This window comes from Paenibacillus sp. Marseille-Q7038 (assembly GCF_965111595.1).
On sequence record NZ_CBCOOM010000001.1, the window covers coordinates 2,871,123 to 2,890,536 of the forward strand.

At 42.1% G+C, this 19,414-nt stretch carries 20 protein-coding genes; 3 read left to right on the forward strand and 17 right to left on the reverse strand.

Features of this window, described 5'->3' with window-relative positions; translation table 11 throughout:
• Positions 1-162: 162 nt before the first annotated feature.
• The 14 genes from ACWPWY_RS13625 to spoVAC form a co-directional block, all read right to left on the reverse strand.
• Positions 163-1,059, reverse strand: a complete 897-nt coding sequence (locus tag ACWPWY_RS13625) for a CvfB family protein (RefSeq protein WP_454192173.1) — start codon at positions 1,057-1,059, stop codon at positions 163-165.
• On the reverse strand, positions 1,056-1,403 hold the full coding sequence (gene rsfS, locus ACWPWY_RS13630) for a ribosome silencing factor (protein ID WP_454192174.1): 348 nt from the start codon (positions 1,401-1,403) through the stop codon (positions 1,056-1,058). Before rsfS ends, ACWPWY_RS13625 begins: the two co-directional genes overlap by 4 nt.
• A 3-nt stretch (positions 1,404-1,406) precedes the next feature.
• A complete protein-coding gene (gene yqeK, locus ACWPWY_RS13635) occupies positions 1,407-2,012 on the reverse strand; it encodes a bis(5'-nucleosyl)-tetraphosphatase (symmetrical) YqeK (protein WP_454192175.1) in 606 nt (201 codons plus the stop codon).
• The gene (locus ACWPWY_RS13640) at positions 1,993-2,586 is read right to left on the reverse strand and encodes a nicotinate-nucleotide adenylyltransferase (protein WP_454192176.1); all 594 of its coding nucleotides are present in this window, start codon (positions 2,584-2,586) and stop codon (positions 1,993-1,995) included. Before ACWPWY_RS13640 ends, yqeK begins: the two co-directional genes overlap by 20 nt.
• A 39-nt stretch (positions 2,587-2,625) precedes the next feature.
• Complete coding sequence (gene yhbY, locus ACWPWY_RS13645; protein WP_191798789.1) at positions 2,626-2,922, reverse strand: ribosome assembly RNA-binding protein YhbY; 297 nt, start codon at positions 2,920-2,922, stop codon at positions 2,626-2,628.
• 100 nt (positions 2,923-3,022) lie between these two features.
• On the reverse strand, positions 3,023-3,883 hold the full coding sequence (gene aroE / locus ACWPWY_RS13650) for a shikimate dehydrogenase (protein ID WP_454192177.1): 861 nt from the start codon (positions 3,881-3,883) through the stop codon (positions 3,023-3,025).
• Positions 3,884-3,924: 41 nt separating this feature from the next.
• Positions 3,925-5,049, reverse strand: coding sequence for a ribosome biogenesis GTPase YqeH (yqeH, locus tag ACWPWY_RS13655; protein WP_454192178.1), 1,125 nt, complete (start codon positions 5,047-5,049; stop codon positions 3,925-3,927).
• Positions 5,046-5,573 carry a YqeG family HAD IIIA-type phosphatase gene (locus ACWPWY_RS13660; protein ID WP_191799429.1) on the reverse strand — a complete coding sequence of 176 codons (528 nt, stop codon included), beginning with the start codon at positions 5,571-5,573 and terminating at the stop codon, positions 5,046-5,048. The genes yqeH and ACWPWY_RS13660 overlap by 4 nt, the downstream gene beginning before the upstream one ends.
• An 81-nt stretch (positions 5,574-5,654) precedes the next feature.
• On the reverse strand, positions 5,655-7,874 hold the full coding sequence (locus ACWPWY_RS13665; protein ID WP_454192179.1) for a DUF4129 domain-containing transglutaminase family protein: 2,220 nt from the start codon (positions 7,872-7,874) through the stop codon (positions 5,655-5,657).
• Positions 7,871-9,118, reverse strand: coding sequence for a DUF58 domain-containing protein (locus ACWPWY_RS13670; protein WP_454192180.1), 1,248 nt, complete (start codon positions 9,116-9,118; stop codon positions 7,871-7,873). Before ACWPWY_RS13670 ends, ACWPWY_RS13665 begins: the two co-directional genes overlap by 4 nt.
• 6 nt (positions 9,119-9,124) lie before the next feature.
• The gene (locus ACWPWY_RS13675) at positions 9,125-10,081 is read right to left on the reverse strand and encodes an AAA family ATPase (protein WP_454192181.1); all 957 of its coding nucleotides are present in this window, start codon (positions 10,079-10,081) and stop codon (positions 9,125-9,127) included.
• Between the two features lie 291 nt (positions 10,082-10,372).
• A complete protein-coding gene (gene spoVAE, locus ACWPWY_RS13680) occupies positions 10,373-10,723 on the reverse strand; it encodes a stage V sporulation protein AE (protein WP_454192182.1) in 351 nt (116 codons plus the stop codon).
• A gap of 1 nt (position 10,724) precedes the next feature.
• On the reverse strand, positions 10,725-11,747 hold the full coding sequence (gene spoVAD / locus ACWPWY_RS13685) for a stage V sporulation protein AD (protein WP_454192183.1): 1,023 nt from the start codon (positions 11,745-11,747) through the stop codon (positions 10,725-10,727).
• Positions 11,744-12,196 carry a stage V sporulation protein AC gene (gene spoVAC, locus ACWPWY_RS13690; RefSeq protein ID WP_454192887.1) on the reverse strand — a complete coding sequence of 151 codons (453 nt, stop codon included), beginning with the start codon at positions 12,194-12,196 and terminating at the stop codon, positions 11,744-11,746. The genes spoVAD and spoVAC overlap by 4 nt, the downstream gene beginning before the upstream one ends.
• A 543-nt stretch (positions 12,197-12,739) precedes the next feature.
• On the opposite strand from spoVAC, the gene ACWPWY_RS13695 reads away from it, so the two are divergent.
• Positions 12,740-13,813: a M42 family metallopeptidase gene (locus tag ACWPWY_RS13695; RefSeq protein WP_191798781.1), complete on the forward strand. Its 1,074-nt coding sequence runs from the start codon at positions 12,740-12,742 to the stop codon at positions 13,811-13,813.
• 107 nt (positions 13,814-13,920) lie between these two features.
• On the opposite strand, the gene ACWPWY_RS13700 is transcribed toward ACWPWY_RS13695, so the two are convergent.
• Positions 13,921-14,631 (reverse strand): metal-dependent hydrolase, encoded by a 711-nt coding sequence (locus ACWPWY_RS13700; RefSeq protein ID WP_454192184.1) that lies wholly within the window; start codon positions 14,629-14,631, stop codon positions 13,921-13,923.
• A gap of 370 nt (positions 14,632-15,001) precedes the next feature.
• On the opposite strand from ACWPWY_RS13700, the gene ACWPWY_RS13705 reads away from it, so the two are divergent.
• Positions 15,002-15,745: an ABC transporter ATP-binding protein gene (locus ACWPWY_RS13705; protein ID WP_454192185.1), complete on the forward strand. Its 744-nt coding sequence runs from the start codon at positions 15,002-15,004 to the stop codon at positions 15,743-15,745.
• Positions 15,745-17,703, forward strand: coding sequence for an ABC transporter permease (locus ACWPWY_RS13710; protein WP_454192186.1), 1,959 nt, complete (start codon positions 15,745-15,747; stop codon positions 17,701-17,703). Before ACWPWY_RS13705 ends, ACWPWY_RS13710 begins: the two co-directional genes overlap by 1 nt.
• Positions 17,704-17,708: 5 nt before the next feature.
• On the opposite strand, the gene ACWPWY_RS13715 is transcribed toward ACWPWY_RS13710, so the two are convergent.
• Together ACWPWY_RS13715 and ACWPWY_RS13720 are read right to left on the reverse strand one after the other, a co-directional pair.
• Entirely contained in the window at positions 17,709-18,698 is a 990-nt protein-coding gene (locus tag ACWPWY_RS13715; RefSeq protein ID WP_454192187.1) for a sensor histidine kinase, read from the reverse strand.
• Positions 18,695-19,369, reverse strand: coding sequence for a response regulator transcription factor (locus ACWPWY_RS13720; RefSeq protein ID WP_454192188.1), 675 nt, complete (start codon positions 19,367-19,369; stop codon positions 18,695-18,697). Before ACWPWY_RS13720 ends, ACWPWY_RS13715 begins: the two co-directional genes overlap by 4 nt.
• Between the last annotated feature and the right edge of the window lie 45 nt (positions 19,370-19,414).

The following is a 19,414-nucleotide window of genomic DNA, read 5'->3' on the forward strand; positions in this document are numbered from 1 at the left end:
AAACCAAAGGCGCACGCTACGCTTCGATAGAACCATTCCATCCACTTCCGCACACTCAGCTGGCTCTTTTATTTTCAAAAATAGTTTTACCTCTAAGCTGTGGATGAAAAGCAAAGAGCCCTTAAAGGGCTCGTCACTCCGTTACAACATAAGGTTACTTGCTTATTCTTCAGACGCTTCTTCTTTTTTAACAAGATACGTCCAGTTTTCATCCTGAGTCACGAGGCCATCTTTCATAAGCTTGCCCATGGCACGCTTGAAAGCAGACTTACTGATTCCGAATTTACTTTTTATAATATCAGGCGGTGTCTGGTCAGAATAAGGCATTGCCCCATTTGGCCGTTCCTTAATAAATTCAAGGATACGATCAGCGTCCTCATTACGTCCGATTTCCTTACGTTGAGTCATAGAAAGGTTCACTCTTCCATCCTCACGAACAAGGGTTACACGAACGCTTACCTTCTCTCCAAGTCTCAGCATGCGAGTTCGCTCGGAAGAGTGAATCATCCCAATCGCGCCAAAACCTAATACCCCGCCGTCTACGAGCACAAAAGTACCCATCTGTAGCGGTTTATACACCGTTGCTTCTACCCATTCATTCATCCAGGTCGTCGGTGCATGGAACGTGAAAGGATCAAGTTCTCTTTCACCTGCGAGTTTTGCGCGCAGACGTCCTTGCCGGTCATGCTCCATAATGACAAAGACCTCATCTCCGACTTGCGGATGAAGTTCCTTCATTTCAGGAAGCTCGCGAATCGGCAGCAACAGCTGGCGTCCAAGTCCCATTTCTAGAAAACAACCTAATCTTGGATGTACGTCAGCTACGACCAGCTTCGCCATTTCTCCCAAGGTGAGGTAAGGTTTTTTCATTGTTGCTGCTGGGCGATCATCGGTATCGAAAAATAGAAAAACTTCCACTTCTTCTCCGACTTTAATATCTCGCGTCAGCTCTGAATAGTGCAGCAATACATCTTCACTGCCTGTTGATAAAAAATATCCATACGGGGATACTTCCCGGGATACCGGGAGCGTAACTACCGTTCCTGCTATTAAACTCATACTTTATTCACCACTTTGGCATCTGACCAAAGTCTTTCAATATTATAATATTCCCGCTCATCGCGGTGGAACACGTGTATTATCACATCGCCAAGATCGATTAGTACCCAGCGTGCAGAATTCATTCCTTCAAGTCCTTTTATCTGAACTCCGGATTCTTGCACCCGTTTACGGATTTCTGTAGCGATGGCTTGTACCTGTGTATCTGAATTCCCGTGACAAATAACAAAATAATCAGCAACAAGAGAAACGCCTTGAAGATCAAGGGCTACAATATTCATCGCTTTTTTATCATCTGCTGCTTCTACTGCAATCTGAAGTAATTCTTTGGATGAAATACTCATGAATCAACCTCCGATTTTGAATGTATTGGTTTTACCCATTAGCTTTATTTGCTCGATTAAATCATTACGAGTAAAAATGGTTAAAGGATAGATGACTTTTCTCTGAGAAACAAGATGTGTAATCGTACCATCGAATCCGGCCAAAAGAGCCTCTTCGAGGCTATGCTCTGCAAGTTCCCGGATCCGGTCCACTCCAGGAAAATCTCGTCCCGGCTCCATATAATCCGCAAGACACACTACTTTATCCAGAAGACTCATTCCTACACGTCCGGAAGTATGCCATTTAATCGCACTCAGTACTTCAGGATCTGTCACTTTATAGTCATGTTCCGCTACAAAAGCACCCACTTCTGAATGCCACAACTGTTTATCATGAAGAAGAAGATCTTGATTCAAGTTATTCTCCCGAATGATCTTTTCCATCTCTTTGACAGGCCAGTACTTCGCTACATCATGCAAAATAGCAGCAAGATCTGCTTTAACTGGATCTGCTCCGAAACGTTCAGCGAGTACTACCGCTGTTTGCATGACACCTTCTGTATGTTTCCAGCGCTGAGGAGGCATCTGCTCGGAGACGGCTTTAATTATTTCATCTCGATTCAGACTCATATAATCCGCTCCTTGTAATATACGTAAGGACCGAGTCAGGTACCATGAACCGCACCGATTTACCGCCTGCTAGGCGTCTTCTGATCGCAGTTGAAGAAATTTCAACCAGCGGCATCTCTGCAAGAAGCACACGGCTTTGCAAAAATTCCGGAAGATCATCCAGATGCAGATCAAATCCAGGTCGACCTACACCGATAAAGGTAATCAGCTGGACAAGCTCTTCAATCCGCTCCCACTTCGGCAAATAATTCACCATATCCGCACCGATGATAAAATAGAAATCAGTATTCGGATATTCATTGTGCATGAGCTGGATCGTATCAATGGTATAGGATACACCTCCGCGAACGACTTCAATATCAAGCGTTGAATAATCTTGATAACCTTCCGTCGCAAGTCTGGTCATATCCAGTCTTTGCTCGCCTGATGCTCCTGCTGCTTGTTTATGCGGCGGAATATGAGAAGGCATGAACCACACCTCATCAAGCTTATAAGTATCCTTTACCGTCTCTGCTGCAAGCAAATGCCCCATATGAATAGGGTCGAACGTACCGCCCATGATACCTACCTTCATACGGCCTACTCCTTTTACATCACATAATCAATTCTTTGTTTATTTTCGTGGCAATTCAATCTGCTTGTTATCGCGAGACTCTTTATATAGAGTAATTGTGTTTCCAAGAATTTGAACAAGTTCGCTGCCTGTACGCTCTGCTAGTTCAGCTGCTACTTCTTTTTTATCATCAAGGTTGTTGCTCAAGATGGAAATTTTCATTAGTTCACGTTTTTCAATCGCTTCTTCAATATGACGGAACAGGTGTTCATTTGTACCGCCTTTACCAATTTGGAACACAGGATCCAAATGATGTGCCTGTGAACGTAGAAATCTTTTTTGTTTACCCGTTAACATTGTATTAACCCCTTATAATATGCATTTTCTGTTGGAATCTGCATTCCTCTTATGTTTGTCCATTCGTATGACAGAATATGAGGAATACAGACTACCCTAATTAAAAACTTTCTAGTACTGCTTTTCTCATGGCGTGAACAGGTGCAGGAATACCAAACCAATGTTCAAAAGCAATTGCCCCTTGGTACACAAACATACCAAGTCCACCGTGAATGATACATTTCTTTTCTTTTGCTATGGAAAGCAGCTTTGTCTCCAGCGGATTATATATAAGATCGCTTACTACAATCCCTTCAGGCAAAGACTCTGGATCGATAGGAGTTTCGTGAAGATTAGGATGCATCCCTACCGAAGTCGTATTAATTACAATATCTGCATGTAAAAGTGCTTGATGTGCCTCCGATATAGGTAATCCTTGGACATGACCCATTGCTTTGAAATCCGCAGCCATCATCTCAGCACGTTCAATGGTTCGATTAAGGATGCTGATCGAAGCCGGGCTTTCCAGAAGCAATGCATATACAATTCCCCGGGCTGCACCGCCAGCACCCATCACGACAATATGTTTCCCCTCCAGGGAAGAGACGGCTTCTTCTTTGAGTGATCTGACATAACCCGCTCCATCTGTGTTATATCCGATCAACCTGCCCTCTTCATGAATCACGGTATTGACCGCGCCTGTAAGCTTCGCACTGTCATCCAGCTCATCCATATAAGACATGATCTCTACTTTATGAGGAATCGTTACGTTTACGCCGCGAAATCCCATAGACTTTATTCCTTTAACAGCTGCATCAAGGCCCTCCGGTTTCACATGCAAGGGGACATAATCCCCATGCAAACCTGTTTCATAAAGTGCTGCTTGATGCATAGCGGGAGACTTACTGTGTGCAATCGGGTCACCCATGACCCCAAGAAGCGTATACCCACTAGGTTTAAGTCCTTGTACTTTGTTTGACATCCTGTCTCCCCCTATGAACTCCCATGTTCAGATAGAGCAAATCAAATTAAGGAAGGACGAACCATAACACGAACTCCGCGCGGTGCATGTACTGCAACGAGAGCTCCTTCCTGTCCGTTCACTTTGATCCAGCCAAGACCGGAAATGAAGACATCATTACGACTTCCTTTTTTAATACGGAAATCATGACGTGTCCAAGCTGGAATATCTTCCATATCCTCACGAGATGGAGGGGACAATAGTTCGCCTGCATGATCTTTATAAAGGTCATCTGCACGCTCCAGTTTGGTCCGATGGATCTTAATTGCATTGTTGATATAACAAGTGAAAGACTGACGCTCTCCTTCAATAAAATCAAAACGTGCCAGTCCGCCAAAGAACAGAGTTTGTCCACTGTTCAGCTGATAGACAGCTGGTTTAAGCGGCTTATCCGGCATAATCGCAGATAAGTCTTTGCGTGATACAACTTCGCTATAACGCCATGGATACACGATACCTGGCGTGTCAATGATGGATGCTCCATCATCAAGAGGAATATGGACCATATCGAGCGTTGTACCTGGATATCTAGAGGTTGTAAGTTCCTGGTCTAGATCGCTGTAATCGCGAATTAATCGGTTAATGAGTGTTGATTTCCCAACATTCGTCGCACCAACGACATAAACATCACGATCTCCGCGATGTTCGTTAACGGATTCAAGGAGTTTATCGAAACCTTGATTTTGTTTGGCACTGCACAAAACAATATCTACGGTTTTGAGTCCTTGTGCTTTTGCTTGCATCTGAACCCAGTTGCGAACTTTATTCCAATTCGTTACTTTAGGAAGCAAGTCCGTTTTGTTTACCGCAAGCAATACCGGATTGTTTCCGACAAAACGTTGCAGTGCTGAAATCATACTGCCTTCGAAATCGAATAAATCGACAATATGAATAACGAGTGCATCTTTATCTCCGATTTTACTGAGCAGAGCCAAGAATTCATCCTGATCCACCGTAACGGAAGATGCCTCGCTATAATTTTTAATACGAAAACAACGCTGGCAAATAACAGGATCGCGATCCAGCGCTTTTGTGGGTGTATATCCCGGCAGCTCAGGTTGTTCTGTCTGCAGTAGAATACCGCATCCGCTACATCTTCCTTTTGTGCCGTCATGCATATGATTCATTTTTTCTTTTCCTCCTCAAGCCATAGGCCTTTCCTGCGTAGACGGGATAACGCAATACGTTCAATCCGTCTGTTAAACTTCGTCATAATTCCTTCGTCTGCAATTGCAATAGGCAGCACCAGAACCGTATATAGTCCTAGTCTGTTTCCTCCAAACACATCCGTAAGCATCTGATCTCCGACTACAATCGTTTGCTCTTCTGTTAGTTCCATCATTTTCATCGCCTTGCGAAACGGGGTGTTCGAGGGTTTACGTGCCTCATGTACATACTCAATCTTTAAGGGAGTAGCAAATGTAGACACCCGAGTCAACTTGTTGTTGGAAACAATGACCAGTTTAAACCCAGCATCCCTCACCTTCTCAAACCAAGCGATGAGTTCCGGGGTTGCTTCAGGTGCCTTGGCTCCCACAAGTGTGTTGTCAAGATCTGTAATAATTCCGCGATATCCACGTTCATATAGTGCTTCCAAATCAATATCAAACACGGTTTCCACCTGGAGTTTTGGTATTAGCCTTTTAAACAACATGTTCACCTCAATTTCATACGACAAACTATAACATAATCTGTACAGTTAGTAAAAAGGCAAAACGGACACGGGGAAAGCTTACACCCGTGTCGATTTCAGCCTTTTCTTCATTTGTCCAGCTATGCCTTGTACCTCTTGCCAAGCATTCTCCTGCACATGATCCGGGCTATACCTTGCCATTTCAAATTGTCTTAGCAGTTCAGAGAGCTCAGCTGCAACGACAGGAACTTCTTGTTCCCATCTTGTAACCGATTCTCGAAGCGTTTCGTGCTGCTCTCGGCGCAAACCTTTACGCCGAACCATACGAATCCACCGCTCTGTTTCTACGACGACTTTTTGATCCGGTGTAAGCGGCTTACCTAATCTTAGTCTGAGAACATAAAAATGCAGTACATATCGATTGCGCCATATCATATATCCTGCCCATAGGATTAATACAGATACAGCGGTCCATCCAATAATCGGACTCACGGTAAAAGCACTATCCTTTTCTTGTGTAACCGGTTCAGGTGTTTCTTCTGGTTGGACGTCTTCTTCTTCCTCAGGTGTTTCTTCTGGATCAGCGTCTTCTGTACTGGTAAGAAGCGGCATATTAAATCCTGGAGTCGCTTCCACCGGAACCCAGCCGTATTCCTCACCAAAATACACTTCAGCCCAAGAGTGAGCATCTGCGTTTGTTACCACGTATGACATGGAAGACATCTCACCGTTTATCTGTGAGAGTGCAGCATCCTCAGCAAAGTCAGCTTGACCCGGAGCATAGCCTTTTACCCATCTTGCTGGAATATCTAATGAGCGTGCCATCATGACTAGTGAAGTCGAGAAATAATCACAGTATCCTTCTTTTATTTCAAACAGAAAGCCATCTACAAAATCTTTGCTTTGTTTTAACGATAGATCAGGATTGTTTGTGTAACTGAAATTGGTTGTTAGATAGTTTTGCAGTAAACTGACTTTTTCATACGGATATTCTGATGTTGCTGTAATTTCTTTTGCTAACTCGGTAACTCGTTCAGGAAAACGATTAGGAATCTGTAAGTAATCAGAATTAACCTCATCTGTTCCGTACAGTTCTTCGTATGTTTTCGCTTTGATCGTATCCACTGGAATTAGCGGCACTTCAGACTGGATTGTATAGGTTTTAGGAAAAGGCGTGTCCCGGCTCCCATCCCAGTGAAGCTCAGCTTGTTCACTTTTCCATAATAGCGTATTCGCTTCGCTCTCTCCATCAACCGAGACCACTTCATTAATCGCATATGCCCCAAAAAGAACAGGATACACCTTATCATTAAGCATAGTGACGGATTGGATTACTTCCTTCGTATTTCCCCTCGTCGCAGCGCCGTCATTATTAAGTTCACTTCTCAAATCTGCATCATCAAAGGATCGACGCGAAGAAGAAGGTTCCTGCCAACCTGTACCTGAGTACTCATCCCGTGTCTCACCACGCCAGTAACTCCGATCTGTCGTATTTATCGTCATAACAGGAGAATAATCATAGTTAAAGCCACCGCCGAGCTGATTATCTTCTCTACTATATCCAGATTCAGAATTCGTAAAGTTTCCATTCTCCCCAGTGGAAGATAAATTCGTTGGTGTAATATCTCCTTTATATTTAACCCATGCTGTGTAAGGATCCGTCAAAATAGGAGGTACAATCGGCATATTTACACCGGCAACGATAATCAGTGAGAAGATAACAATAACGTTGGCAACAATTTTAAAAGGATTACGACGTAATCTCTTCCAGCCTAGAGGATATTTCACTTGGAATGTCCGAAGATGCAGACACACAAGCCAAGCCATCCCTGCAAATGTAGTCCAAGCTACTTGTTTCCACAGGACAGCAGGCGTGAAAGAATCCAGAATGCCTAGGGCAACAATGTTCAAACCAAGAAACATCAGCACTTTTCTCGCATCCGTTATCAGCCGAATTATACATTCCATCATTACCCATGTACAAATTGCAAACCAAACATAAGGATTCAGGCTAGAAATAAAGGCGGTAAGGTTCTCAGACAAGGTGCCATTCGGTATAAAAATACCGTAAAAAGACAATACATAATATAAAATAAATCCGATAAGGATTAATTTAAGAACCATTCGAATACTTGTACGAAATGGGATCATCATCTCACAGATCGCTACACTGATTAATGTTACGGCGACAAGTGCAGTCGTCTGCTGAAACCAGACAGGCTCTGTATAAGAGACCCATTGCAACCCGATGATGACAATCCATAATAAGGCGAAGGCGTCATACCAGGAACGTTTTTGTCTGCTTGAAAAGATTCTCATGCATTCCCTCCTCCTAGAACTGAGGGCAGCTCTTGCAAATCAGACACCCTGTACCCTTTCATTCCTCGAGTACGAAGCATTGAGATCCATTCGATGTTTGACTTTGGTTCGGATTTACTGACGATTTGAATGTGGCAAGCCGTCATCCCCCTCGAACCTGCAAAACGCAATGTTTCGAGGACCTCTGAATTACGTTCAGCAGAAATCAGAACAAAAAATGCACCTTGTGGAAAGAAACGAATTGACTCCTGCACGCTAAGCAGCAAATTTCCGGTTCCACTCGAATCCAGATCAACTAGATGATGCATCATTCTATAGCGATCATTCAAGCTATCGGTCGGCTGAAAACAAGTTGCTTTCTCGCTAAGGGTACACAGTCCCATTCCCATCCGCTCTCGGCTTCCGTACTCGAGAAGTGAGGCAGCCGTAGAAACGGCAAGTTCATATTGCTCTGAGTTTTTATAGCCGAGTGCTCTAGAATCTAAAATAATCATCGTTTTCGGCACAGACTCGTGTTCAAATTCCTTTGATTTCCATTGCCCTGTTTTAGCTGTAGCATTCCAGTGAATCCGTGATAAACGATCACCATACACATAATCACGAACGCCATTAATTTGTGTTGTCTCTCGGCGAGACTTCATCATTGCTGTCTGCGGCCCAGATAACTTGGAATTTCGATCATACAGCTGCCAGTAAGGGATAAAAACCGTTCTCGGCAGTATCCTGAATGAACCTTGGGCTTGAAATTTCCCTTTATGCTCAATCAGGCCGAAAATATCTTCACTCACGCATTCGGTATCTGTGAAGTGATATTTCCCGCGTTCGAGCGGTGGGGTCTGAAAAACAAGCGTACCGTTCCCTCGCATATTTGGAATCAGACTTTCTTCAAATGACCAAGATTCTCCATTATGCCGCTTTAACACTTCTCTAATTACAACATATGGCAATGGAAGTATACCTGGGATCTGTAAATCCAGTCGTACCTGAACTTGATCGCCTGCATGAAGCAGCTCCGCATGTTCATTTCCCGCAGTTAACTTTCGTTCTCCCCTTGTCCGGCCAACCCCGTTAAACTTGCCAATTACTAAATATATACTGAGTAAAGTGACCATACCAAAAAGCATAATCGAGGTTTTGCCGCCCTGAAACAAAACGTAAAGCAGACATGTGATCCATACTAACAGCACCATCCATAGTCTGGATCTCATAAATTGCCACGGCCTAAACCGAGCCAGTTTCAGCATTTAATATCAGCGCTCCATCGAGACAGGAACTTTTTCGTTTCGAAGCACCTGTGCAAGAACTGTTTCCTGACTGACATTATCGAGCCTAGCTTCTGGTTTCAGTACGATCCGGTGCGAGATCACATAAGGAGCTAGAACCTTCACATCATCAGGAATGACGTAATCTCTTTCATGCAAAAAGGCGTAGCTTTTCACTGCGTTCATAAATGAGATCGCAGCACGCGGACTCGCACCGAGCAGTGCTGCCGGATGTTCCCTTGTACTGCGGACGATGCCAAGTAAATAATCGGTAACCGCTTCTTCCATGTACACACTGCGAATTTCATCTTGAATGGATGCGATTTCTTCCATTGTAGTTACCGGAGTGAGTTTGTCTGCCGGTTGTCCCTGCTGATGTTGTTTTAATAGATACTTCTCTGTCTCTGCATCCGGGTAACCGAGACTAAACTTCAGCATAAACCGATCCAGCTGTGCTTCTGGAAGCGTATATGTACCTTCAAAATCAATCGGGTTCTGCGTGGCACAAAGCATAAACGGTTTAGGAAGATCATACGTATCTCCATCTACGGTTACACTGCGCTCTTCCATTACTTCAAGCAAAGCGGACTGAGATTTAGTTGTCGCCCGGTTGATTTCATCGGCGAGCAGGATATTTGTCATCACAGGGCCAGGTCTAAAATAGAACCGTTCATCTCGAGGATGAAATACGGAGACCCCTGTAATGTCACTTGGCAAGATGTCTGGATTACACTGAATTCGACGATACTCTCCCTTCATCGAACGAGCGAGTGCTTTAATCATTTGTGTTTTTCCCGTTCCAGGAACGTCTTCTATAAGCACATGCCCTCCGGCCAGCAAAGCCGTCAGAAGCAACTTAATTTCAAATGATTTGCCTAATATAGTAGATTCGAGATTCGATTTGACTCTGGATATAGTATGTACTGATTCCTTAGTCACAGGCATTTATTGTATTACCTCCTAATAGTCAGTAGTTTTTCCTTATATTGTACATGAAATAAGTGCGGAAAGTACAATTTGTAACTAGGATATATAATGAAAGAATGTATCCTTATTGTTCATTTCATACAAAAATAGGGAAGTGTGGATAGTGTAACTTACATCGGGTAGTGCAATCAAGCTGCAATCTTTTAAATGAAAGAAAAGATAGAGTTAACTTCCCCATTGTAAAATCATAAAAAAAAAACCTCATGATTTTTCTCACAAGATTTCTTTATTATTAATATTGGATACAAATTACCCTTTCGGTCTAACAAACACAGTCATGAGAAAAGAAAAGATAATCGCTGACGAAATACCGGCACTTGTGACGTTGAATATCCCTGTAATTACACCTAACCAGCCATCTTTTTCAAGCTCAATCAGCGCGCCATGAACAAGGGAGTTCCCAAAACTTGTGATCGGCACGGATGCGCCTGCACCCGCAAATTCCACAAGCGGATCGTAAATACCAAAAGCATCAGCGATTGCGCCAGCAACAACGAGTGTACTCATCGTATGTGCTGGTGTTAGTTTAAGTACATCAAACATCAACTGTCCTATCACACAAATTGCTCCGCCGACTAGAAAAGCCCATAGAAACTGCATTTTAGTTAGCCCCCTCTTTCTCAATCGCAACCGCATGTGCAATACATGGTATCGTCTCGCCTTGTTGAAATGATAAAGGGGACAATAAAGCACCTGTCGCTACGACCAATATTTTGTTTAGCTCCCCTTGCTCCATTCTCTTTAGAAGATGTCCATAAGTTACCGTTGCTGAACACCCGCATCCACTACCGCCGGCAAAGACATACGTTTGTTTCTTGAGGTCGTAAATCATGAGCCCGCAATCATTAAAGACCGTTTGCTCCATTGGAATTCCTTCTTTTTTGAGCAAATCCTTAGCAATGGGTAGTCCCACCGATGCGAGGTCACCTGTAACGACAAGATCGTAGTAACCTGGTTCAAGTCCTGTGTCGCGAAAATGAGCAATAATCGTATCTGCAGCTGCTGGCGCCATTGCGGCTCCCATATTGAAAGGATCTTTTATTCCTAGATCCATAACTCGTCCGATTGTCGCACGCGCGACAATCGGGCCTTTGCCTGTACTACTGACAACAGCACACCCAGAGCCGGTCACCGTATTTTGAGCTGTTGGCGGTTTTTGAGCACCATACTCTGTAGGATAACGAAACTGTTTTTCCACTGTGCAGTTATGACTGGATGTACCGGCAAGGACCTTGTCCCCCCCGCCAGAATCTACAATAAGCGCGGCAAGAGCTAAGCTCTCCATCGATGTGGAACATGCCCCGAATAATCCTAAGTATGGAACTCCTAGCTGCCTTGCAGAGAAGGAGCTGCTTATGATCTGGTTCATTAAGTCGCCGCCAATAAAAAACTGCAGATCATTTTTCGAGATGCCGGCATTCGCAATTGCCATTTGAGCTGCTTGTTCAAAAAGTCTTCTTTCGGCTTTCTCCCATGTCTTTTCACCAAGTTCCAAATTATCGTAAACATAATCGAAGTAGTCCCTTAAAGGACCTTCGCCTTCTTCAGGTCCTACCACACTAGAGGCTCCAATAATCTTTGGTTTGTTCTCAAATTCCCAGCTCTGCTTTCCAACTCGTTTCATAGATGGTAACCCCCAAATCCGAGACAAGCGTAAATAACTCCAATAATAAAGGCAGCGACCACACCGAAGACGATAACCGATCCGGCCAGCTTAAACATGTTCGCACCCACGCCTAAAACAAGTCCCTCGGACCGATGTTCGAGTGCAGCTGAACACATGGAATTGGCAAAACCGGTAACCGGCACAGCAGAACCTGCACCCGCAAATTGCGCCAATTTATCGTACACTCCAAAACAAGTCAGAATGACAGATGTCAAAATAAGTACTGCAACCGTAGGGCTAGCAGCATCCTTCTGCGTCATATCAAATCCGGTCATAAAAGCCTGCTGGATACATTGTCCAATCAGGCATATGGTCCCTCCAACAAGAAATGCGCGAATACAGTTTTTCAAAACAGGCCTTGAAGGCTCATGCTTCGATGCAATCTTTTTGTATTCCTTCGTATCCATCGATAGCGAAGAAGATTTCGCGCTTGTTTCCGGAGTTTTCTTTTGATCCGAAATAGCTGACACCCCCCTCATAACCCTTCGTAATTTCTCTCACACGTTCGTCGTGCCTGAGATATGTTCATTATGGGTTACTCTCACCAATCTTATGTTTGGTAAATCATCCTTTTGGATGGATAATAAAGGGGGTATTCATCTATTGCTATATCGCCACTCTCCCGTGAATTTATGTGTCATTTATAAAAAAGAACAAAAATAGTTAAAATAATTAAAACGCCGAGCATAATTAATCCTTTTCTTACGTGAGGATCCATATCTCGTCCGCTCCCTTCATCAATTTGGCAGTCTTTCGAGGAACTTTTGCATTCATTATTAGTCTATGCACTAGGCAGTTGTCTTGTGAGCAACTCTGAATCTAAGTTATGAAGTAACGTCCTAAGGACCTAAATCAGGGGAAGATGACAACATAGACAATCAGGATTTCCCAGTTCATAATAGAGGAATTGAACATTGGTACATAATTAATAAATGACAGGAGAGATGATGATGGAACAGAAAACAAAAGAACTGTTTAAAACGCTAACCGAGTTCCCTTCAGCACCTGGTTTTGAAAGAGAACTTCGTGCCTATGCGAAAAGCTTGATGTCTGAGTATACAAATGAGTTCGTTCAAGACCGTCTTGGCAGCTTATTTGGTGTATTACGCGGCAATGAAGAAGGACCAAAAGTGATGGTCGCTGGACATTTTGATGAGGTAGGATTTATGACCTCGGGTGTTACGGAGACAGGTATGGTTACTTTCCGTCCAATCGGCGGATGGTGGAGCCAAGCTGTATTATCACAAAGGCTGCAGATCATTACACCGAATGGTCCGATTACCGGCGTTGTCGGTTCCACCCCTACTCATTTGTTGTCGGAAGCACAGCGCAGCAAGCCTGTTGAGCTGAGTACCATGTATTTAGATATCGGTGCAGATAACCGCGCGGAAGCAGAATCCTGGGGGATTAAACCGGGTATGCAAATTGTACCGATCTGTGAATTCACGCCACTTAAAAACGAGAAAAAAATCATGGCAAAAGCGTGGGATAATCGTTACGGAGTCGGACTCTCTATAGAACTGCTGGAAGCCTTGCATAAAGAGAAGCTCCCGAATATTTTGTATTCTGGTGCAACGGTTCAGGAAGAACTGGGGCTACGCGGAGCACGTACCGCAGCTAATCTAATTCAGCCGGATATCTTCTTTGCGCTCGATTGCAGTGCAGCAAACGATATGACGGGAGATAAGAGTCAATTTGGTCACATCGGCAAAGGTGCGCTTCTACGGATTCTCGATCCGGGTATGCTTACCCATCGCGGTATGGTTGAGTACGTGCAGGATACTGCCGAAACGAATAAAATTAAATACCAATATTTTATTTCTCCAGGCGGTACGGATGCAGGACAAGTTCATTTGAGCGGTATCGGTGTTCCATCTACGGTGATTGGAATCTGTGCAAGATATATTCATACATCCTCTTCGATTATTCACACCGATGATTATGATGCAGCCAAAGAGCTGATCATCAAGCTCGTTCGTGGACTGGATCGTACGACAATGAATACGATTATTGAGAACTCCTAATCTGTCTGTAAAGGCATAAAGTAAAACAAAAAAAGAGGTGTCCTATTAAGCACAACGCTTAAAAAGGGCACCTTTTTTTGGATAAAATCCTTCCCAAGGAAAGATACTTATAGAAATAAGGGTGAAAAGGACAGCCAGGCAATAATAAACGTAACTCCGATAAAGAAGATTTCTACCCAGGCTCCTTGCTTTGAACCCGTACTCATCAGTTTAAATTTAATCTTCCACTTGAACGGCGGAAGTGGGCGAATCCCCCGGCTTGTTAAACTGTCAGCCAAGAGGTGAAGAGTATACGACAATCCTCCGGCAATCCATACTGCATCTCCATATGACTTGGTTGTCCCGTATAGTAGAAACGTCCAGACGGCAATGGCATACAAGGTATGGGTCAGTCCCCTATGAGGAACAAGGGTAGCCAAGATCAAAAGACTGCCAACAAGCAGATTCCATGGATGGAATGAGTGACCATACACGATGAGACCAAGTCCAATAAAGAACATAATCCACTGCCTGAGCGACCTTGAAGGCATAAAAGAAACCGTGGCAATGAGCGCAGCAAGAATCCAGTTCCACGGTGAATGAGCCATCCCATATATACCAACAGCCAGTGCCAGAATAATCAGCGCAATCTGCACAATCCTAAGCAGCCAATTGGGAATTACCCGTGTCACAAGTAGTGAGTTCGGTTCATCGATATCCGGCAATATGGAGCTTACGAGAGCAATAGCCACTGCAGGAACCGTGATTGGTATGCCACTCAGCTCTAAAAGGGATAAAGATATCCCTGTTCCAACAATAATATGGGTTCTACCCATCATGGTAATAATACTTCCCTTCTGTAATATGTATAATTCTGAGGTGTCCGGCGCTTAGAAAGCTGCATTCCATCTGAAATATCTTGACCATTATAGCACGTACGTTCGTATAGGTATACCCAAATTTAACCTCAATGTATTATAAAAAAAGTCCTTCCTCCATCGATCATCCCATCTACCTCGGTACAATATTAATAAAGGTCTTTATGTGGTTTATTCCTCTTATCATCTATTCTGTTCTATTTATTCCAAGTTATTTATTAAAAATCAATCTTCAATCTAACGTGTCAAAAATGTCACTTTAGATGTTGTTATATCGATGGTTTACGGAAAAGATAGTCGGTATAGTGTGGTGATGAAGGAGGTCGAACTTATGACGACAATTATACAAACAAAAAATCTGTCAAAATCTTACGGAAAAATACAAGTCTTAAATAATATTGATATGACAATTGAACAAGGGGAATTCACTGCGATTATGGGGCCTTCCGGCTCGGGTAAAACAACATTAATGAACACTCTCGGGGCGATTGACTCTTTTAACAGCGGAGATATTTGGATCGAGGGAAAATCCCTGTTAGATATGAAAAGAAAAGCTTTACGAGAATTCCGTCAAAAAAGAATAGGATTTATATTTCAAGACTATAATCTGCTGGATACTTTAACGGTAAAAGAAAATATTTTGCTTCCACTCGCACTGCAAAATACACCCGTTGCTGAGATGGAACAGCGTTTAGAGAAATTGATTGAAGCGTTAAATATAGAATCCATCTTACATCAGTATCCGTCTGAAATTTCTGGCGGCCAAAAACAACGCACGGCTGCAGCGCGGGCGATTATTACGAACCCAGCGATTGTGTTTGCTGATGAGCCTACAGGTGCACTTGATTCTCGGTCCGCTACTCAGTTATTGGAACAAATTCAATTGCTCAATAACGTATTTAAGACAACCGTTCTGATGATTACTCACGATCCATATGCAGCGAGTTACAGTCGGCGCGTCATTTTTCTTCGTGACGGAAAAATTGTTAATGAAATGTTTAAAGGAGAACAATCGGAAAAAGAATTCTTTGACCAGATATTAACGATACAAAGTGCATTAGGAGTGAACCGCTGATGAATGTATTTGATTTATCAAGGAGGAATATGAAACGGAACTTCCGTTTGTATACCATATATTTCATTTCTATGATTGTTGGGGTTGTCATTTACTTTACCTTTTCGGGTCTTATGTTTAACGAGGACGTAGTTACAGCCATACAAAATAAAGAAAACTACAAAATGAGTATTTTCATTGCCTCCATTATCGTCTTTTTATTTATCATGTTCTTTATTCTGTACGCGAACTCATTTTTTATGAAGCAGCGAAAAAAAGAGTTTGGCATGTATTTACTTTATGGAATGAAAGAAACACAAATTGCTGCAATGGTCTTTTTTGAAACCTTATTTCTAAGCGCTATTGCTCTAACTAGTGGGATACTAATCGGTGGGTTACTGTCCAAATTCTTCGGCAGAGTATTAATGAACTTAATGCACTACAAGGACGATATTTCGTTTTCTTTTCCACTCGAAGCTATTGCCACAACGATTCTGTTATTTGCTTTATTAACCTGCATTATTACAATTCAAAGTTATTTTAGTGTCCGTCGTGTGCAGTTAGTTGAGTTGTTTCATGCAAAAGAAAAAATGGACAAACCGCTTAGGTTTTCCATGCCTTTGGCTATATTGTCCATCCTATTCATTATTGCATCTTATTACACGATTACCCTGGCGGAAGGTACAGGTCTATGGAAAGATCATTTTGAAGAAACATTAATCGCTACAGCCGTAGCATTAATTGTCGGAACGTATTTGTTTTTCCGGCAGTTCTCTGGTTGGATATTGCAGAAAATGAGTCAAAATAAAAATTACTTAAAAGGTAACAAAATGTTGTGGATCTCCTCCCTTCGTTTTTCTATTCGGGGAAACACACTAAACTTTACATTCAATTCACTGCTTAGTGCTGTGATTATCTTTTCTGTTGGATTTATAGCTGTAGATTACGCCGTAAAAGGAGAAGTTGTAAAAAAAGAGTTTCCGAACCACATTGCCTTTTCGACGCAAGATGACGAGACACAAACATATATTGAACAACTGATAAATGACTCGCATCCTATTGTAGGTCATGAAACCATTACAGGAATTAAAACCGAAAAAAATTCATATAGAGAAACATTCTTTAGCTATCCGGAATATTACACTGAAGAGTTTTACCTTTTTCCTGAATCACAATTTAATAATGTTGTTGATTTACGTGAAACTGATGAAAAAGTTGACTTATCTGGTGAAGAGGCCCTTGTTTTAACAAGAGGAACCGATGGACAAACAACATATGAAAATCCTCAACCTGAAATCACGGTATTAGATCATCATACCTTTCGTGTAGTAGAAAAAATGAGTTTTCCGCTGTTAGGTATTCCAACGAGTCCTGGTGGAAATACAAAGCCTCAACCTTCTGTGCTCGTTATATCTAATGAAGCATTTGAGAATTTAAAACAAAATCAAACCCTTTCTTCGTATGAAATCTATCAAATCGAAGATCCGAAAACATCCAATGACTTATCAAGAAAAATATACGATATCGTGATGAAAACAGAAGGAGCCTATTATTCAGCCTATATAGATATGTATTCTGTTGATACGGAGTCATCGTCTTTAATCCTGTTCTCTGTTGCCTTTTTTGCCGTCATCGCTTTGTTTGCTTTAGGAAGTGTCATTTACTTTAAACAGCTGCGTGAAGCCACAGAAGAGCGAGAACATTACGCGATTTTACGTAAGATCGGTGTTGGTGAAAAAGAAATTAAAAACATGATTCGAAAACAATTGTTATTCGTATTTTTACCACCACTTCTACTTGGTTTAGTACACAGTTGGTATCTGTTATATTACTCCGTCATTGTATCTATAAAAGATTTACCTACCTTAACTGCGATTATTTTCTCTGTTATGGGATTATATGTAGTAACGTATTTTATCTTTTATGTATCGTCAACGTCTATTTACTATAAGATTACAAGCGAAAAAAACACACGATGAGTGAATCATCGTGTGTTTTTTAACATTAAATAGGGGTCATCACCCTTTGGAAAATGAATGGTAAATTGGGTATATACATGGGCCTCGGATGTACAGCTAATATAATGACCGAGCTTGTTCGATAATTGCTGTGCCAAATACAACCCCATACCTGTAGACTTTGTATACATCCGACCTGTTTCTCCCGTAAATCCGCGGTTAAAAATCCGCGGGAGGTCCTTTTGACGAATGCCAATTCCACTGTCTCGAATCAGCAACTGTTTTTCTTGTAAGGATTCTACTGCTGATATGGTAATCTTTCCGCCATGCCCTGTATATTTCAAACTGTTCGTGATTAACTGATTGATGATAAACCTTAGCCATTTCGGATCACTTTGAACTTGAAGTGAATCCGTCTGTAGATTAAGGCGAATCTTTTTCGAGAAAAAGGTTTGAGAATGTGTCTTGACGATCTCTTTGGTAATCTGGATTATGTCACAATTTTGAATATCGTAATCTTGGTTAAAACTATCCAGTTTGGCGTGATAAAGAGCTTGATCAACGTAATTTTCAATCTTCGTGATTTCTTCCCTTAAACTATCCACATCCATATCCGTTTGCTGCAGTAATCGAATAACCGCAATCGGTGTTTTTATCTCATGGAACCGGGAGACGATAAAATCATAGTGCTCCTTCTGCCTGTCTTGAATCTGATTCATTTCGCGGATATGTTGCTTTTTCAGATCATCGATGTATGCTTTAGCGAATTCCCCTTCCAGCGACAAACTCTCCTCATCCTCATTACTTATATGACGAATCAAACGTATATTTTGCTGATAGCGATATAATAAAAAACCGAGTAACACAATGGAAGATAAGGCAAAGGCATATAAAAAGGACCCCCATCCCCAGCCACCACTGTTATCGGTAAAATATATGGCTGCCGAGATCAGGAAACTAGTTAGATAGAGATAAATATAAGGCTTTTCATAAGTTAGAAAACGCAGGAAGGTCATTCGATCAAATACCCCATTCCTTTTCGGGTAACAATGAAATTATCCAGTCCTAGTAAAGCGATTTTCCTGCGCATTCGGTTCACGTTCACTGTCAGTGTGTTATCATCGACGAACTGATCTTCATTCCACAAGGCTTGCATTAAGTCCTCACGTGAAACAATTTTGCCGATATTCCTCATCATCAATTGCAAAAGGATGAATTCGTTCCGGGTTAACTCTGAACTCTGCCCGCCATATTCAAAGGTTGAATTGGTTATATTCAATTTCAGACCCCGATGAATGAAACTCATGGTCTCTTCCTCCGAATAGGTATATTTCCTGCGAATAAGTGCACTGATTTTTGCCACAAGGATATCAAGGTCAAATGGCTTCTGGATAAAATCATCCCCACCCATATTAATCGCCATAATAATATCCATATTCTGATTTCTAGAGGAAAGGAAAATAATCGGCACCTTAGAAATCGAGCGAATCTTTTGGCACCAGTAATATCCATCAAAGACCGGAAGATTGATATCTAATAGAACAAGGTGTGGTTCTATCTGTTCGAATTCCGTTAGAACCTGATCGAACTGGGTTACTTCCATCACATCATAATTCCACTTTTTCAGAGTATCCGCGACGATGCGTCTAATTTTCTCATCGTCCTCAATTAACATTATTTTATACATGAAATCCCTCATCATTTTAAGAATGGTCATTTCATTATTTTAGCA

Excerpts from the sequence above, each read along its gene's own strand:
- ACWPWY_RS13625 (WP_454192173.1), bottom strand. The coding sequence starts at position 1,059 with ATGAGTTTAATAGCAGGAACGGTAGTTACGCTCCCGGTATCCCGGGAA.
- rsfS (WP_454192174.1), bottom strand. The coding sequence starts at position 1,403 with ATGAGTATTTCATCCAAAGAATTACTTCAGATTGCAGTAGAAGCAGCA.
- yqeK (WP_454192175.1), bottom strand. The coding sequence starts at position 2,012 with ATGAGTCTGAATCGAGATGAAATAATTAAAGCCGTCTCCGAGCAGATG.
- ACWPWY_RS13640 (WP_454192176.1), bottom strand. The coding sequence starts at position 2,586 with ATGAAGGTAGGTATCATGGGCGGTACGTTCGACCCTATTCATATGGGG.
- yhbY (WP_191798789.1), bottom strand. The coding sequence starts at position 2,922 with ATGTTAACGGGTAAACAAAAAAGATTTCTACGTTCACAGGCACATCAT.
- aroE (WP_454192177.1), bottom strand. The coding sequence starts at position 3,883 with ATGTCAAACAAAGTACAAGGACTTAAACCTAGTGGGTATACGCTTCTT.
- yqeH (WP_454192178.1), bottom strand. The coding sequence starts at position 5,049 with ATGAATCATATGCATGACGGCACAAAAGGAAGATGTAGCGGATGCGGT.
- ACWPWY_RS13665 (WP_454192179.1), bottom strand. The coding sequence starts at position 7,874 with ATGAGAATCTTTTCAAGCAGACAAAAACGTTCCTGGTATGACGCCTTC.
- ACWPWY_RS13670 (WP_454192180.1), bottom strand. The coding sequence starts at position 9,118 with ATGCTGAAACTGGCTCGGTTTAGGCCGTGGCAATTTATGAGATCCAGA.
- ACWPWY_RS13675 (WP_454192181.1), bottom strand. The coding sequence starts at position 10,081 with ATGCCTGTGACTAAGGAATCAGTACATACTATATCCAGAGTCAAATCG.
- spoVAE (WP_454192182.1), bottom strand. The coding sequence starts at position 10,723 with ATGCAGTTTCTATGGGCTTTTCTAGTCGGCGGAGCAATTTGTGTGATA.
- spoVAD (WP_454192183.1), bottom strand. The coding sequence starts at position 11,747 with ATGAAACGAGTTGGAAAGCAGAGCTGGGAATTTGAGAACAAACCAAAG.
- spoVAC (WP_454192887.1), bottom strand. The coding sequence starts at position 12,196 with ATGGATACGAAGGAATACAAAAAGATTGCATCGAAGCATGAGCCTTCA.
- ACWPWY_RS13695 (WP_191798781.1), top strand. The coding sequence starts at position 12,740 with ATGGAACAGAAAACAAAAGAACTGTTTAAAACGCTAACCGAGTTCCCT.
- ACWPWY_RS13700 (WP_454192184.1), bottom strand. The coding sequence starts at position 14,631 with ATGATGGGTAGAACCCATATTATTGTTGGAACAGGGATATCTTTATCC.
- ACWPWY_RS13705 (WP_454192185.1), top strand. The coding sequence starts at position 15,002 with ATGACGACAATTATACAAACAAAAAATCTGTCAAAATCTTACGGAAAA.
- ACWPWY_RS13710 (WP_454192186.1), top strand. The coding sequence starts at position 15,745 with ATGAATGTATTTGATTTATCAAGGAGGAATATGAAACGGAACTTCCGT.
- ACWPWY_RS13715 (WP_454192187.1), bottom strand. The coding sequence starts at position 18,698 with ATGACCTTCCTGCGTTTTCTAACTTATGAAAAGCCTTATATTTATCTC.
- ACWPWY_RS13720 (WP_454192188.1), bottom strand. The coding sequence starts at position 19,369 with ATGTATAAAATAATGTTAATTGAGGACGATGAGAAAATTAGACGCATC.